Below are 16,616 nucleotides of genomic sequence, written 5' to 3' on the forward strand. Positions count from 1 at the left end.
CAGAACTGCCGCTTGATCAAATAAGCAAGGACACCCTCAATACTATCAGAGCAAATATGAAGCACCCGGACGGCACACCTTTTGCCAAGAAAACAAAACTGTCGGTGCTGCAACACGTGAACCCCGTCTATGCATGGTTCAATGAATACTCAAACCTGTCTGCAAAGAGTCCTGCAAAGATACCAAAAGGTGCTATAAAAAAACTTGGTAATGAAAGAGATGTAGAAGTGAAAGACATCGCCCCACTCTTTAACGCTATGGCAAACTATACATATACTGTCTGGGGTGTTGAGAAGTCAGAGCCTTTCAGAAGCATCTTCATCTGGTTAATGCACGGGAGAAGAGTCAACGAGGTTCTGAGCCTTGATTGGGAGAATGTAAACCTTGAGGATGGCACTTATACCATCACTGCTGCGAACAATAAAACCAAGATAGACATGACCTACAAACTGACACCCTGCCAGGTGAATGCCCTGCCGACACAAAAGAAAAAAGGGTTGGTGTTTCCACCCAAAAAAGGTAGAAAAGACGATGATGGCAATCCACGTCAAATAGGTGCAGATGTTCTATGGAATCATTGGAAAAGAGTCAGAAAAGCTGTAGGAGTATGGACACTCAATAAAAAAGAAGCTACGCCAGATGATCTGCATATACATGATATTCGACACCTTATCGCTACGGAAATGCTGAACAAACATAAGATAGTCGATGAAATAAGTGGTGCAGTACTTGGACACACAAGACCAGGTATTACTGCCAGGTATGCAAAGATGCTCACTGAGAGTATTGATGAAGCGATCATGCAAGTGTTGGATGGAGTGTTGAAATGAAAGAGCAAACCTTTGGACAACTGTTAATAGAACAGGCGTATGAACGAATCACGATAGGAGACTATAGTGGTATGTTGGACTTCTTTCATGATATACTTGACACCTTTGAAAAAGATAGTGGCTTCCTTGATGCGATACCAAGAGAGGATTGGCTTGAAGTAATAGACAAGCTTATATCACCGATATATGACTATACAAGCAAACCTGCGGAGGTTAAGATGAATAAAAAGTCTCCACCTGCCAAGAGACCGAAAGATAAAATAGAGCAAGAGATAAAAGTCATTGAGAAGTTTCAAGAACTTTTAGGTGTTATATGTACCGCCCACACCTACTGCTACTTTCCCCACGCTAAAGAAATAGAAGAAGCACTAAACACTGCACAGATACTCAAGGATGACCTCAAGAACCAGACCTTTGATATATTCTCAAAGGTGGATTATTACAGCCGAGAAGTACCGTCAAAAACTGAAATATCAAACATTCTGGACGATATTATCAAAAAGTACAATTTGAAAGGATGTAGTTTAGACAAAGACCAACTAATTGCAAATCTCCCCTCTTAACCCACCTCCTCACCTTTAAATGCCTACTGCGTTTTTATACGCACTGGGTGATTAGACATCCAATCATCCCTTATTGTATTGTACGGTATCAAAACATACAAAAGGATACCAAATGGAGAAACTTTACACAGTTAAAGAAGCATCACAAAACTTCGGGATGAGTGTCTCACTCTACAGAAAAGCTATCAGACTTAGACAGATTGAATTTGTAAAGGTAGGTAAAGCAGTACGCCTTACAGAATCAGCTATCAAAGAATACTTTGACAATCACACATCTACTATATCAGTAGCAAAATAGAGTCCATGATGATAGGAGAAAAATATCATATAGGATTCTATGTCCCCTATATTCTTAACTTATATGCCCTACTTTGTGGGCTTTGCTGCAAGGGACTATTTTATGGTGACTCTGCTGTGGTGACTATTCGTAAAAATCAAGGACAACTATGGCAACAATAGATGAAAAAGAGATCCATCAAGGGAATTGATATGAAAAATTGTAACAGAAAAAAGACAAAAAAACAATTGGCTATATCAAAGGTGTACACATGAGTAGCTTTACCGATCAAGAGCTTAACTGGCTTAATGGTATAGGTGCTACAAGACACGGCTTTATATTCCCTTTTTCACTTAATGCTCTTCTTGATGCTATGAGTGAAAAAGAGGAGGGAATCACTTTAGCTGCAATACGAAAGTTTGTTAGAACGGGTGAAGTTGCAGAACTGTTCCAATACGCCTTAGCACCCATAGCACTTAATCAATTTATAGAGGTTTACATGAAAGATGCCAGAGCCTTTGTAGAAAAAGTCAGAATAAACAAGATCAATGGTGCAAAAGGTGGTAGTGCGCCACGAAACCCTATACCACCCCCTAAATAACGATACTTGAAGCGAATGGTAAGCGAATGATAAGCAGTTAGTAAGTTAGTTAGTTAGTCAGTTAGTTTTTTAAAGAACAGCTTATATGAAAAAAAGCCTAAGTAGCTTAGTAAATAACACACGCGTAAAGCAAACAACTAACCAGCCTATTAGCTTATATAAGGTGAAGAAGTTTGAAAACAACAAAACACGTAAATACCTTTTCCAAGGAGAATAAAATGGCAAAACGAAAACTAACCTATGAAATATTACAAGATATTGAAAATTGGGCAGAAGACCAATATACGCTAGAGGATATGTTTGATGAGTTAAATATCTCCAAGAAGCTGATGAAAGATGAACGAGTGTTACAAGCATTTGAGAAAGGGCTGATAAAGCTTTATATCTCAATGGCTTCAAGTGGCATGAGCGATGTTGATATTGTAGATGATTTTGAAATTAATATTAACCAATGTGCTTTATGGCATGAAAAGTACAGTGATGAAATTAAACAGGCAAAACAAAAGATAGCAGACGATAAGAAACTTGCTACAAGACAGTTTAGTGATCCTCTTATAAGTGGGTTGGTAAATATTATGACACAAAATGGAACAAGTGCAGAAGCAATCTCACAAAAAGTTTTACATGATGATATTGAAAAAATAATAGAAAAAACAAAAGCAGGAGATACTGAAACACTTATTACAATACTTACTACAAATATTATGCAGCTACAGTTATTTAATGGCAGAGTAGCAGGTAACTTGATGGGTGAAGCAGGTAAGCAGCTCAATAACTTTGAAAAGCTATCAAACATGCAATTAAAGGTTATGCAGGAAACACGAAAAAGTATCATGGCTATCAATGAGATCACCAATCCAAAGCGTGCTACTTTTATTAAAAAAGCTGAACAGCATAATCATCTTCATCAAAATTCAGAAAAAAAAGAAGAAAATGAAAACGAACTACAAAAACTCGAAGAGGCAGAAAAGTTTGATAGTATATCAGATGCAGAGATTCTCCCTTTGAAGGATAAGACAAAATGAAAAAGAATTCCACTGAGTTTAGACAGATGCAACGTAATCGAATATTGGGAATAAAGCCCTGGAGTAAATCCACTGGACCACAAACTCCTGAAGGGAAAAGAATCTCCAGTATGAATTCTCGTAGTATTAATTATCAATTCAATCAGTTGGTGAGTCAGTATCGTGAAATCATGAAGAGGCAAAAAGAATTGCAAAACACTATACAGATATAAAAGTATATTTCTTGGCAAATTTTCCATAAAAATAGCTTCTTTTTTATCAAGTCGATAGATTGCTTACGTCTGAACAGTGGAATGACCCCAAAAAACTAGACAAAAACTAATTCAGTAATTCGATAATAAAAGTGAGTAGAATCATTTCATAGAATTATAGGATTAAAAATGGCAAGACGAACATATACAGAAGATTTTAGAATAGCAGCAGTCAAACAAGTCACAGAGAATGGGTATGAGATAGCAGATACAGCCCATCGATTAGGTGTGCATCCAGATTCATTAAGAAGCTGGATCAAAAGATTAGAGTCCCCAGAAGCCATAGAGAAAAACAAAGCTGTAGAGTCGTCAAGCGCAGAGATAAAGAAATTACAAAAAGAACTCAAACGGGTAAAAGAAGAACGTGATATATTAAAAAAGGCCGCGGTGTACTTTGCAAGCCACACAAACTAAAATACTCTTTTATTAAAGAGTATAGTCATACTTATACAGTAGATAAAATGTGTAAAGTAATGAAAGTGCACCGAAGCGGATACTACCAGTGGCTAAATCAACCCATTTCCAATAGAGAGTTTGAAAATCAGAAGTTACTAACCCATATAAAAGAGGCATACAAAGAGTCCAATGGTGTATATGGTTCAAGAAATATACATAAGGATTTAAGAGAGCTTGGTATTCATGTCAATAAAAAACGTGTGGCAAGATTGATGAGTAAAGCTAAACTCTATGGTGTAGGCACCTATAAACGTAAACCCTATAGCAAAGCTGGATCAGTTCATAAAGCACATCCTAATTATCTGAAACAATGTTTCATCGTAGAAAAACCAAACGATACATGGGTAAGTGACATCACATACATTAGAACTAAAGAAGGATGGGTTTATCTAGCTACTGTGTTAGATCTCTATAGTCGAAAAATAGTAGGTTGGGCTACAGGTCATAGGCAAACCACGCCTTTAATCATAAAAGCTCTTAAAATGGCTACAACAAGACTTAACAATACAGACAGCGTGATACTGCATTCGGACCAAGGAAGTCAATATAGCTCGTATGAGTATACAAAACTTGCAAAAGAGCATAACATTATCTTGAGTATGAGCAGACGTGGAAATTGTTATGATAATGCAGTGGCAGAGAGCTTTTTTAAAACACTCAAAAAAGAGTTAGTTAGAAAGCAGAACTTTGAGACAAGAGAAATTGCAGCATCCAAAATATTTGAGTATATAGAGATGTTCTACAATGCCAAAAGACGTCATAGTTATTTAGGCTATATCTCACCAAATGAATTTGAAAAAAGGTATAATATTGAGACTTCATAAAATTAGGTTTTTACTGAATTGGTAAGTGTCTAGGTTATAGGGGTCATTCCACAGTCAAAAGGATATGTATTTCTCTCTTTTTGTCTACTGTCTGAGATTTATTATCCTTTAAGTTTCCTAAGCCTACAATAGTAATAGGTAGCAGTACGTTACTTTACATGAGAAGCATCAACAATATCACAAGAAAAGGAGAGATCATGAAAATAAGTAGTATTGCAGCACTGCTGCTAATAGGCACAACGATTATGATGGCAGAAACCGCTTTGGAGAGTGAGGAGATGTTCAACGAACTAGAACTTCCCATGCACCATGAAGAAGCATTGCCCCACGAGACCAATGGAGTCGTGGCCGACGGCATGGAAGGCACTTCAAATACTTACTATGGCCTGGAGGCCGGCAATGCGGGAGGAGGGGATTTCAACTCCTTTTTCGGAAGAAGTGCCGGAAAATTAAATACTGGCGATAGCAACACCTTCAGCGGTTATCGCAGTGGCCTTAACAACACGACCGGAACTCACAATGCTTTCAGTGGTTCTGGCAGCGGTTACAGAAATACGACCGGTGATAAAAACACCTTCAGTGGCTCTGGCAGCGGCAGCAACAACACGACCGGCACTGAAAATACCTTCATCGGCTACCTAAGCGGCTTCAATAACACAACTGGCATAGAGAACACTTTCAGCGGCAACGAGAGTGGCTATAGTAACACGACCGGAAATCTTAATACCTTCATCGGCTATACCAGCGGCTACAGCCACACGACTGGCATCAACAACACTTTTATTGGTTATGGCAGTGGCTACTTCAATCAAACTGGCAGCCACAACGTCTTCTTGGGAGGTTCAGCTGGCTTCTCCGAATCCGGCAGCTACAAACTCTATATTGATATCAGCACCTCCTCCTCCCCCCTCATCTACGGCGAATTCGACAATGACCTCGTCAGAGTCAACGGTACCTTCGAAACAGTTTGGAGCGGTGAAAACAATGAGGGTGACGGGTTGAGCAAACTTGTCAGCCTCTCAGCCAACAACACTGCTTCGGGTGTCTCCTCTGATGTGGGCTTTTCTCTCCATAATGCCCAATCTGACTTTATCTGGAACTTCAGGACTTCCGAAGGTGGTGAAGGCTTTATGGCGACTAAAGAGGGTACCGGTGGCGCAGAACTTCTAATCAATAACAGTTCCAGCAGTCACAAAAATGTTTCCCTGGTACTGGGAAATGGTGCTACGTGTACCTCTACAGGCCAATGGGTCAACGCCTCCAGTAAAGCCTACAAAGAGAATATCAAAACCCTTGATACCCAATCAGCCATGGAAGCCTTCAAGCAACTTAATCCCGTCACCTTCAATTTTAAACGTGATGAGGGCAAAGAGTTGATGACCGGCTTCATTGCCGAAGAGGTTCCCCAGCTGGTGGCTACCAAAGATCGAAAAGGGATCAATGCCTTGGAGATCGTTGCATTGCTGACCAAGGTGGTTAAGGAGCAGGAGAAAATCAATAAAGTGCAAGAAAAAGAGTTGAAAGCAACAAGAACTGAACTCCAAGCCAAAGATGAGAGAATGGTTGCAATGGAGGCAAGACAAAAAGCACAAGATGAAAAAATTGCTAATCTAGAATCCATCCTGACAAACCTTGCATTGGATACTTCCAATACAAAGAAAGAGAAAGTCTCTGTAAATCTCAAATAAGCGCTACACTATAGAGCCTGAATTTTCAGGCTCTATAATTCTCAGCTTCTCAACAATCTACAATGATATTTATAATCCTTTAAGTTTCCTGAGCCTACAATAATAATAGATACTAGTAAGTTGTTTCAAATGAGAAACATTGTCAAGATCAAATAAAAGGAGAGATTATGAGAATCAGTAATATCGCAGCACTGCTGCTAATAGGTACAACAGCTATAATGGCCGAAACCACTCCAGAGGCGGAGGAGATGTTCAGCGAGTCCGAACTTCCCGTCTATCATGAAGAAGCATTGCCCCACGAGACAGATGGAATTGTGGCCGACGGCACCGAAGGCAGTAATAATACCTACTACGGCCTGGACGCTGGCTATACGAACGAAGGGGGTAGCAACTCCTTTTTCGGAAGGAGTGCCGGATGGTCAAATACAGGGGTATGCAACACCTTCAGTGGACATGCCAGCGGAGTCAGCAATACAACCGGAAGCTACAACACCTTCAGCGGCATGCATAGTGGTTTTAAGAACACAACCGGAAGCTACAACACCTTTAGCGGCGAGCGTAGCGGCTACAGCAACACGACCGGCAACAGCAACACCTTTAGCGGCGAGCGTAGCGGCTACAGCAACACGACCGGCAACAGCAACACCTTTAGCGGCTATTTTAGCGGTTTCAGCAACACTGACGGCCATGCCAACACCTTCAACGGCCATCAAAGCGGGCGCTTCACGACCGGGTCTTTCAATACCTTCCTTGGCTATGACAGCGGCTACTTGAACATGACCGGCTATAGCAACACCTTCAACGGCCATCAAAGCGGCCGCAACAACAGGACCGGGTATCTCAACACCTTTACCGGCGGTGAGAGCGGCTACAGCAACACGACCGGCAATTACAACACCTTTAGCGGCTATGGTAGCGGCTACTTCAACACGACCGGCAATAACAATACCTTTAGTGGTTGTAGCAGCGGCTACTTCAATCATACCGGCCACCACAACGTCTTCCTGGGTTTCCGGGCTGGCTTCTATGAGACCGGCAGCGAAAGACTCTACATTGAAAACTCCCTCACCGCCACCCCCCTCATCTACGGAGAGTTCGACAATGACCTCGTACGGGTCAACGGCACCTTCGAGACTGTATGGGCAGGTTCCAACACCGAAGGCGACGGCCTGACAAACCTCATGGTCTTATCAGCAGACAACAGTGAGGCAGATTTGGTGTCAGATGCCGGGTTTGCCCTTCTCAATGCCAGAGAGGGAAAACAATGGAACTTTAGAACAGCCGATGGCGGAGATGCATTCTCTGCCACCATTCAGGGGACAAGTGGAACAGAATTCAAAGTAACAAATACAACTGATCATTTCAGTGGAGTGCAACTACATCTGGGTAACGGAGCAAAAAATGTAGGTGGAGTATGGATCGATGCATCCAGTCGTGCTCTGAAAGAAAACATCAAAGACCTCAGCAGTCAGGATGCTCTGGCAGCCTTTCATAAACTTCAGCCTGTGACTTATAACTATAAAACTGATAAACAAGAACAAGTTGTTGGTTTCATCGCAGAAGATGTTCCTGAACTCGTAGCGATTCAAAGCCGTGACGGTTTGAGTGCTATGGATATGGTTGCTGTGCTTACCAAGGTGGTACAGGAGCAGGAGAAGAAGATGACTTATCAGGATCAAAAGATGATTACGCAGGAGAAGGTGTTGGCTAAGACTAGAGTTGAAGCGAAAGCAAAGAGTCAGAAAATAGCCACGATGGAAGCAAGGCAAAGAGCGCAAGAGGAGAAGATTGCTAAACTAGAATCCATCCTGACAAACCTTGCATTGGATACTTCCAATGCCAAGAAAGAGAAAGTCTCTGTTAACCTCAAATAAGAGTTATACTATAGAGCCTAAACTTTCTGGCTCTATTGTTCTCACAATACTTAATCTCTCACTATAAAATTCTCAACTTCACAGCAATCTACAATGACATTTATTACCCTTTAAGTCTCATGAGCCTATACTAATAATAGATAGCAATAAGTTATTTCAGATAAGAAACATCGTCAAGATCACAAAAAAGGAGAGATCATGAAAATAAGTAGTATCGCAGCATTGCTGCTAATAGGCACAACGATTATGATGGCCGAAAACACTCCAGAGACAGATTGGGTCGTGCCCGACGGCGCGGAAGATGCTTTTAATACCTACTACGGGCAGAGTGCCGGCAATGCAGGAGGTGGAAGATATAATGCCTTTTTTGGAGGGGGTGCCGGATATACCAATACAGGTAACTTCAACACTTTCATCGGCCATCTCAGCGGCTACTACAACACGACCGGTTCTAGCAACACCTTCAGCGGTGATCAGAGCGGCCACTACAACACGACCGGTTCTAGCAACACCTTCAGCGGTGATCACAGCGGCATTTACAACACAACTGGCCATTCCAATACCTTCAGCGGTGTTGATAGCGGTAGGAACAACACGGAAGGCTACAATAACACCTTCATCGGTGATCAGAGTGGCGTACTCAACACGACCGGCCATGATAACACCTTCAGCGGCCAAGAGAGTGGCCGCAGTAACACAACCGGCAATTACAACACCTTTAGCGGCCGTTGGAGCGGCTACAGCAACACAACTGGCTATCGCAACACCTTCATCGGCTATGGCAGCGGTTTCAATAATCTAACTGGTACGCATAATGTCTTCTTGGGTTTCCATGCTGGTTTCAGCGAGACCAGTAGCCACAGGCTCTATATCGAAACAGCCGATATTTTCAACTCGGATATTTCAAACCCCCTCATCTACGGAGAATTCGACAATGATCTCGTCCGGGTCAACGGCACCTTCGAGACTGTATGGGCAGGTTCCAATACTGAAGGAGATGGTCTGACAAACCTGCTGCTTTTATCAGCAGATAACAGTGAGGAAGATTTAGCGTCAGATGCGGGGTTTGCCCTTCTCAATGCCAGAGAGGGCAAACAATGGAACTTTAGAACAGCCGATGGAGGAGATGCATTATCTGCCACCATTCAAGGAACAGGTGGAACAGAATTCAAAGTAACCAACACAACTAACCATTTCAGTGGAGTACAACTACATCTGGGAAACGGAGCAAAAAATGTAGGCGGTGTATGGATTAATGCATCAAGCCGTGCACTCAAAGAAAATATCAAAGAGCTCAGCAGTCAAGATGCTCTGGCAGCCTTTCATAAACTTCAGCCTGTGACTTATAACTATAAAACTGATAAACAAGAACAAGTTGTTGGATTCATCGCAGAGGATGTTCCTGAACTCGTAGCGATTCAAAGCCGTGACGGTTTGAGTGCAATGGATATGGTGGCTGTGCTGACGAAGGTGGTGCAGGAGCAGGAGAAGGAGATGGCTGTTCAGGAGGAGATATTAGCCGAAACTAGAGCTGAACTCCAAGCTAAAGATGCTGAGATGGAAGCAAGGCAAAGAGCACAAGAGGAGAAGATTGCTAAACTAGAATCCATCCTGACAAACCTTGCTTTGGATACTTCCAATACCAAGAAAGAGAAAGTCTCAATTCATCTCAAATAAGAGTTATATTATAGAGCCTAAATTTTTTGGCTCTATGGTTCTCAGAATACTTAATCTCTCACTATAAAATTCTCAACTTCACAGCAATCTACAATGACATTTATTACCCCTTAAGTCTTCTGAGCCTATACTAGTAATATGTAGTAAGTTATTTCAAATAAAGAATATTATGGAGATCATAAAAAAAGGAGAAATCATGAAAATCAATAGTATTGCAGCACTGCTGCTAATAGGCACAACGGTAATGATGGCCGAAACCACTTCGGGGACAGATGGAATCGTGGCCGAAGGGACGGAAGACGGTACCAACACCTACTACGGCCTGGAGGCCGGCAATGCGGGAGGAGGGGGTTTCAACTCCTTTTTCGGAAGAAGTGCCGGAAAATTAAATACTGGCGATAGCAACACCTTCAGTGGCTCTTCTAGCGGCTACAGAAACACGACTGGCAGCTGGAACACTTTCAACGGCTATTTTAGCGGTTTCAGCAACACGACTGGACAACACAACACTTTCAGCGGCACTTGGAGCGGCAACAGTAACACAACCGGCAACAGCAACACTTACATAGGTTCTAGCAGCGGCCACTGGAACACAACCGGCCACAACAACACTTTCATTGGCTCTTCTAGCGGCGTCGGAAACCATGGCAGCTACAACATCTTCTTGGGTAGGTCTGCCGGCCAAAGCGAGACCGGTAGCCACAGGCTCTACATTGAAAACTCCGGCAGCAGCACCCCCCTCATCTACGGAGAGTTCGACAATGACCTCGTCCGGGTCAACGGCACCTTCGAGACTGTATGGGCAGGTTCCAACACCGAAGGCGACGGTCTGACAAACCTCATAGTCTTATCAGCAGACAACAGTGAGGTAGATTTAGGCTCAGATGCCGGATTTGCTCTAATAAATACCAGAGAGGGAAAACAATGGAACTTTAGAACAGCCGATGGCGGAGATGCATTCTCTGCCACCATTCAGGGTACAGGTGGAACAGAATTCAAAGTAACGAATACAACGGGTCATTTCAGTGGAGTACAACTATATCTGGGTAACGGAGCTAAAAATGTAGGTGGTGTATGGATCAATGCTTCTAGTCGTGTACTAAAAGAAAATATAAAAGAGCTCAGCAGTCAAGATGCCTTGGCAGCCTTTCATAAGCTGCAGCCTGTGACTTATAACTATAAAACAGACAAACAAGAACAAGTCGTTGGTTTCATAGCAGAAGATGTTCCGGAACTTGTAGCGATTCAAAGCCGTGATGGACTGAGTTCGATGGATATGGTTGCTGTGCTTACTAAGGTGGTGCAGGAGACCAGAGCTGAAGCAGAAGCTAAAGATCAGAAAATAGCAACAATGGAAGCTGAAATTGCTGAACTCAAAGTGATGCAAAAGAAAGTGAGACAGCTGGAGTCAATCCTGACAAACCTCGCACTGGATACAAGCAGTGCAAGCAAAGAGAAAGTTTCCATGAAATAACCGTTTCCCGCTACGGCGGGAACTTCCTTAAACTCCAATCTCGTTAAAATCTAATGTAGCTCAAATACTACTGGACACCAATAATGTCGATTATGGTATTGCTCTGTCTAAGATAAAAAAGAAGCTGCAGCATGGGATGATGAGTCAAGGCAACGGCAACGAGAAGCAATCATGAAACACAAATCTTGGCCAAAATCCACAGGTGCAAGAACAGTTGAAGGCAAGGCAAGGTCAAAGATGAACGCTTTAAAGATAAGTCCTGAACTTCATACACTCATAAAAGAGATGAACCACTTAATGAAACAGCAGAAAGAAATATTTAACACCATAAGTAAAAGTGCCTATGTATGTGCGAAAGGTTAAGTACTTAGAATACCCACAACTAAGGCTAAACTTTATATTTCAAAATAGTTGAAGTTTTGGTTGGATAGTTATTTTAATGATAAGTGTTTAATAATAATTTAAGCTACTTCATTCCATAATATAATTATATAGATTATAATAAATTGTTGATTATGAAAAAGAAAAGCCAAACTATTTGTGAAAATAGGACGGAATACCTACGGGTCTCTTTAGAGAAAGCCAGGTTACCTAATAGGGGTAATCTGGCTTTTTTAGTTTAAATGCTAAATAATTCTCAAAGGGGTTCAAAATGAAAAACATAAGCAAACTTGTCACCAAAGGCGTAATCTTATCCATGATCTTATCTAGTGGGGTAGCTATGGCTGCATCTGGGGATAATGTGACTTATAAAAATGTGACTCTTGAAGAGCGTCTCTATCAATATGACGGATATGGAGCAAAGTGGGGATTGGATGTCGGGAACGATGGTTTATGGTTTGTTCCTAAGCAACCGATAGGAGATACTTACAATGCACCCTTCAAGGTGCGAAACAATACTTTGGACAATACCCTCGTAGTAGGCTCCAATGTATCAGGAATGGAAGGCAATGTTGGTATCGGCACTGATACTCCTTCAGTAAAATTGGATGTGCAATGGAGCGGTTCCAACACCGTAGGTGACGGTTTAACAAACCTGCTTGTTTTATCAGCAGACAACAGTGAGGCAGACAAGGCATCAGATGCTGGATTTAGATTGGTCAATGGTAGCACATCAAAAGGCTGGAATTTTAGAACCAGCAGTGGTGGTGATGCGTTCCAGGCAACACTACAAGGGACAGGAGGGGCAGAATTTACAGTCAAAAATGCTACTTCCAATATCAGTGGCACAGAGCTGCATCTGGGTAATGGAGCCAAGAATATAGGTGGATTATGGATCAATGCTTCTAGTCGTGCACGGAAAGAGAACATCAAAGAACTCAGTACTCAGGATGCTTTGGCAGCCTTTCATAAACTACAGCCTGTGACTTATAACTATAAATCTGATAAAAAAGAGCAAGTCGTCGGATTCATCGCTGAAGATGTCCCTGAACTCGTAGCAATTCAAAGCCGTGATGGTTTGAGTGCTATGGATATGGTTGCTGTGTTGACGAAGGTTGTGCAGGAGCAGGATAAGGTAATGGTTGAGACCAGAGCTGAACTCCAAGCTAAAGATGCTGAGATGGAAACAATGAAAGCAGAAATCGCTAAACTCAAAGTGATGCAGAAAAAAGTGGCACAGCTCGAATCCATCCTGACCAATCTGGCTTTGGATACTTCCAAAAGCAAAAAAGAGAAAATCTCTGTTAATCTTAAATAGGCTTATAGCAAAAAGAGCCCAGAATATAAGCTCAATTGATCTTGATACTATACATTCAGCATCATAAAGAGTGAAAAGGAGAGTTTATGATAAGAGTTACCCTAAACAATATCATGAAACCAGTATGGCTATTTGCCATCTGGTTTGCCCTAACAACCAATGCGCATGGAGTAACCTGCGGTCCAAATGAAGCACCTGATCAGGGAACCGGTATCTGCAAGCCGGCCACTGCAGTTCCAAATCCAGGTACCTATCTGCCAACGTGTACCGAGGGATATCGTTTGACCCAGGGAAGCAATATCTGCAGTCCTGGCACTGAAGTAGGTGCCCCTGGCATCTGGCTGCCAGGTTGTCCAACTGGATTTCGCCTGATACAGGGAACGGAACAATGTACTGATATGCCAAATATTTCACCAGTGGCCAATGCCGGAAGCGATAAGACTGTCATAGAGGGCAATACCGTGACCCTGGATGGATCAAAGAGTACCGATCCTGACGGAACAATCATAGCTTACGAGTGGAAAGAAGGCAGCAGTGTATTGAGCAGAGCCGTAAAGTTCAACAAGTCCAACTTCAGCGTTGGTACCCATACGATCACTCTGACGGTGACAGATAATGACGATGCGACTGACACAGACAATGTGATCGTGACGGTTACGGTTACGGATGCACCAAATACTCCACCAGTAGCCAATGCAGGACCCAATCAGACTGTCCTTCCCCAAGAGACGGTCACACTTGATGGATCTAAAAGTTCGGATGCGGATGATGATATGTTGAGCTATCAATGGAACTTTGTAAGCAAGCCTGCAGGAAGCAATGCCTCTCTCTCAAGTGAAACAGATATGCGTCCGACATTTGTTGCCGATATTGTTGGTAGTTATCAGCTGCGGCTTATTGTCAATGACGGCAGTGTCAGCAGTGCGGCAGACTGGGTAGTGGTCACAGCCGTAAACCACGGTACGCTTGACCCCACGTTTGGCGAAGATGGTATTGTAGTGCATAACAGTGCAGCAGGTGGAGATGGTGATGATGAGGGAAATGATATAGCGGTAGACAGTTCAGGAAATACCTATGTGACAGGCAGTAGTGTTAATGCTGCTGGTACGACTAATATGGTTATCTGGAAATACAAAAGTGATGGCACGCTTGATACCACATTCGGTGGCGATGGCATCGTTGTGCATCTTTATACAGATTTTGGTAGTAGCGGAAACGCAATAGCATTGGACAGTGCGGGGAATATCTATGTGACTGGTTCTTTTGTACGTCCTGAGGGTGACACTACCAATACAGATATGATGATCTGGAAATACAAAAGTAACGGTATACTCGATACCTCATTCAGTGGGAACGGCATTGTGATAGATAACGGTGCGGCAGGTGGAGATGGTACTGATGTTGGGAAAGATATAGCAGTAGACAGTACCGGAAATGTCTATGTGACAGGTTATAGTCATAATGCTGATAGCGCCACAGAGATGATCATTTGGAAATACAAAAGCGATGGCACGCTCAATGCTTCGTTTGGGAATAATGGTATTGTGGCATATTATAACCCAGATGCCGAAACTGATTATCCTTTTCCTTTTTATTATGGAGATGCAATAGCATTGGACGATGCAGGTAATATCTATGTGACTGGTGACGGTACGGCATCGGAGGTGTCTGCTGTTTGGGCTATGATGATCTGGAAATACAAAAACGATGGCACACCTGATACCACATTTAGTGATGACGGGATAGCAGAATTTATAGGTGTTCCGGGGATGGGTAATTTTTATAGTGGAAATGACATAGCATTAGACAGTACTGGAAATATCTATATAGCAGGCTGGCAAAGACCTTACTTTTCTACATATATGGCACTCTGGAAATGCAAAAGCGATGGTGTTCTTGATAGTACATTTGGTGATGATGGTGTAGTACTCAGTTCTATGTATTCTTTATATCCAGGCTTGGAACCAGAATACTATTCAGTTGGAAATGACATAGCATTGGACAGTGCAGGTAATGTCTATGTGACTGGTGACGGTTACGCTGGACTGGAAGGTCAAGGTCATCCTATGTTGATATGGAAATACAGAAGAAGTAATGGCACACTTGTTGACACATTTGATATAGATGGGATTGCAGTAAGTGACGGAGCACTAGCTTGCGAATATTTAAATGGAGAAACTGGAAGGGCAATAGTGTTAGACAATACGGGGAATATCTATGTATCAGGCAGTGCCTATTGTTATAATCCTTGGGACAGTTCTTCTTCCGACAAAGATATGGTAATCTGGAAATATAAATAAACTTATATTGCAAAAAGGCAGGACCGTCTTGATGGTCCTGCTTTGTGAATGATTGCCGGTTTATTTTTTAGGCAATATGCAAAAAATGAGACAGTTGTTACCCACAGGTCTAAAATAATAATGTGATTTTTAAAATAGCAATGTGGAAGATTTGGCAGAAAAATAATTTAGTTAAAAGTAAAATTTCATTACTATCAATGAAATTTATGAGAGATGGGGATGTGAAGAATATTTGAAAACTATAGTAAAACAACTGTCTTATGTGATAGTTATATTTGTCTTTATATTAATCGTCCTCTTCTTTGTCGCAGGAAAATACCTCGATATAACACGCAAGCCCATTAAATCAGATTTGATCGTCTGCCTTGGGGGTGGAGGTTCTAAGAGGATTCTAAAGTCAATAAATCTTTATAATGAAGGATATTCAGAACAGAAGTTGTTATTGTTGACAGGAAAGACAGATGCCCACAAAAAATATGTCATGAAATATTACCCTGAAACCAAATATATCGTTAGTCCTCATTATAATAGTACAGGGCAAGAGATTCAATTTATCAAGAAGTATATGGCAGAGCATCACTACAAAAGTGTAATGATTGTATCAGCCCCTTATCATACAAGACGGATCAAAATACTGACCAGCCTTATCTCGGTTGAAAATGATGAAAAGTTTACCTATGTATTTGTCAGCAGCGGTGTGTCGTGGTGGCATCGAGATAAATATTATCAGAATCCACGAGCACTTAAGTCTGCTTTGGGGGAAATCCTGAAAATACCGTATACTTATCTCTACTATGGTTTGATGGTAAAACTGGGTATCACATGGAATGAATCTGAATATCTGGCACTAAAAAAGAGATATAATGTATTTATGTGGCATGTGTTGAAGTTTCTTAAAGGTAGTGATTAGTAGCAGGAGTTTTTTGCCTATTGGTCTACCAAGGAAAGTACTTAATTACAGAACACTGTATGAGGTATTTTTCAAAGAATTTGCTAGAAAGTTAGCTGCTTGATTGAGGTGGAATTGCGTTTGTGGTTTGAATTGGCGTTTTAAATTCATTCATATTGAATGATAGT

Annotated in this window: 17 protein-coding genes and 1 riboswitch; of the genes, 16 read left to right on the forward strand and 1 reads right to left on the reverse strand. The window is 41.8% G+C overall.

What is annotated here, in order from left to right:
- The first annotated feature begins 56 nt into the window (after positions 1 to 56).
- The 11 genes from ACLHDG_RS08095 (at position 57) to ACLHDG_RS08145 (ending at position 10,066) form a co-directional block, all read left to right on the forward strand.
- Complete coding sequence (locus ACLHDG_RS08095) at positions 57 to 830, forward strand: tyrosine-type recombinase/integrase (protein WP_415405716.1); 774 nt, start codon at positions 57 to 59, stop codon at positions 828 to 830.
- A complete protein-coding gene (locus ACLHDG_RS08100; protein WP_415405717.1) occupies positions 827 to 1,393 on the forward strand; it encodes a hypothetical protein in 567 nt (188 codons plus the stop codon). The genes ACLHDG_RS08095 and ACLHDG_RS08100 overlap by 4 nt, the downstream gene beginning before the upstream one ends.
- 112 nt (positions 1,394 to 1,505) lie before the next feature.
- The gene (locus ACLHDG_RS08105) at positions 1,506 to 1,691 is read left to right on the forward strand and encodes a helix-turn-helix domain-containing protein (RefSeq protein ID WP_415405718.1); all 186 of its coding nucleotides are present in this window, start codon (positions 1,506 to 1,508) and stop codon (positions 1,689 to 1,691) included.
- Positions 1,692 to 1,941: 250 nt separating this feature from the next.
- On the forward strand, positions 1,942 to 2,271 hold the full coding sequence (locus tag ACLHDG_RS08110) for a hypothetical protein (RefSeq protein ID WP_415405719.1): 330 nt from the start codon (positions 1,942 to 1,944) through the stop codon (positions 2,269 to 2,271).
- A 218-nt stretch (positions 2,272 to 2,489) separates the two neighbouring features.
- Positions 2,490 to 3,296 (forward strand): hypothetical protein, encoded by an 807-nt coding sequence (locus ACLHDG_RS08115; protein WP_415405720.1) that lies wholly within the window; start codon positions 2,490 to 2,492, stop codon positions 3,294 to 3,296.
- A gap of 380 nt (positions 3,297 to 3,676) precedes the next feature.
- Positions 3,677 to 4,827 (forward strand): IS3 family transposase gene (locus tag ACLHDG_RS08120; RefSeq protein WP_415405575.1). Its coding sequence is split into 2 segments (ribosomal slippage): positions 3,677 to 3,920 and positions 3,920 to 4,827, totalling 1,152 coding nucleotides; the frame shifts between segments, so codons are not numbered across the junction.
- Between the two features lie 197 nt (positions 4,828 to 5,024).
- Positions 5,025 to 6,515 carry a tail fiber domain-containing protein gene (locus tag ACLHDG_RS08125; RefSeq protein ID WP_415405721.1) on the forward strand — a complete coding sequence of 497 codons (1,491 nt, stop codon included), beginning with the start codon at positions 5,025 to 5,027 and terminating at the stop codon, positions 6,513 to 6,515.
- A gap of 306 nt (positions 6,516 to 6,821) precedes the next feature.
- Positions 6,822 to 7,289 carry a hypothetical protein gene (locus ACLHDG_RS08130; protein ID WP_415405722.1) on the forward strand — a complete coding sequence of 156 codons (468 nt, stop codon included), beginning with the start codon at positions 6,822 to 6,824 and terminating at the stop codon, positions 7,287 to 7,289.
- Positions 7,290 to 7,696: 407 nt separating this feature from the next.
- Entirely contained in the window at positions 7,697 to 8,389 is a 693-nt protein-coding gene (locus tag ACLHDG_RS08135; protein WP_415405723.1) for a tail fiber domain-containing protein, read from the forward strand.
- A gap of 358 nt (positions 8,390 to 8,747) precedes the next feature.
- A complete protein-coding gene (locus ACLHDG_RS08140) occupies positions 8,748 to 9,191 on the forward strand; it encodes a hypothetical protein (RefSeq protein WP_415405724.1) in 444 nt (147 codons plus the stop codon).
- A gap of 20 nt (positions 9,192 to 9,211) precedes the next feature.
- Entirely contained in the window at positions 9,212 to 10,066 is an 855-nt protein-coding gene (locus tag ACLHDG_RS08145) for a tail fiber domain-containing protein (protein WP_415405725.1), read from the forward strand.
- Positions 10,067 to 10,451: 385 nt separating this feature from the next.
- Here ACLHDG_RS08145 and ACLHDG_RS08150 read toward each other — a convergent pair whose 3' ends face one another.
- Entirely contained in the window at positions 10,452 to 10,769 is a 318-nt protein-coding gene (locus ACLHDG_RS08150; protein WP_415405726.1) for a hypothetical protein, read from the reverse strand.
- Between ACLHDG_RS08150 and ACLHDG_RS08155 the strand changes: the two genes are divergently transcribed.
- From ACLHDG_RS08155 to ACLHDG_RS08175, 5 genes are all read left to right on the forward strand, one after another.
- The gene (locus ACLHDG_RS08155; RefSeq protein ID WP_415405727.1) at positions 10,731 to 11,540 is read left to right on the forward strand and encodes a tail fiber domain-containing protein; all 810 of its coding nucleotides are present in this window, start codon (positions 10,731 to 10,733) and stop codon (positions 11,538 to 11,540) included. The two genes, ACLHDG_RS08150 and ACLHDG_RS08155, sit on opposite strands and share 39 nt — an antisense overlap.
- A gap of 171 nt (positions 11,541 to 11,711) precedes the next feature.
- On the forward strand, positions 11,712 to 11,903 hold the full coding sequence (locus tag ACLHDG_RS08160; protein WP_415405728.1) for a hypothetical protein: 192 nt from the start codon (positions 11,712 to 11,714) through the stop codon (positions 11,901 to 11,903).
- Positions 11,904 to 12,058: 155 nt separating this feature from the next.
- Positions 12,059 to 12,135, forward strand: a riboswitch (cyclic di-GMP riboswitch).
- A 57-nt stretch (positions 12,136 to 12,192) separates the two neighbouring features.
- The gene (locus ACLHDG_RS08165) at positions 12,193 to 13,239 is read left to right on the forward strand and encodes a tail fiber domain-containing protein (RefSeq protein WP_415405729.1); all 1,047 of its coding nucleotides are present in this window, start codon (positions 12,193 to 12,195) and stop codon (positions 13,237 to 13,239) included.
- 86 nt (positions 13,240 to 13,325) lie between these two features.
- A complete protein-coding gene (locus ACLHDG_RS08170; protein WP_415405730.1) occupies positions 13,326 to 15,539 on the forward strand; it encodes an SBBP repeat-containing protein in 2,214 nt (737 codons plus the stop codon).
- Positions 15,540 to 15,771: 232 nt separating this feature from the next.
- Complete coding sequence (locus ACLHDG_RS08175; RefSeq protein ID WP_415405731.1) at positions 15,772 to 16,449, forward strand: YdcF family protein; 678 nt, start codon at positions 15,772 to 15,774, stop codon at positions 16,447 to 16,449.
- Positions 16,450 to 16,616: the final 167 nt, after the last annotated feature.

The organism is Sulfurovum iocasae, assembly GCF_047716765.1.
GTDB lineage: Bacteria > Campylobacterota > Campylobacteria > Campylobacterales > Sulfurovaceae > Sulfurovum.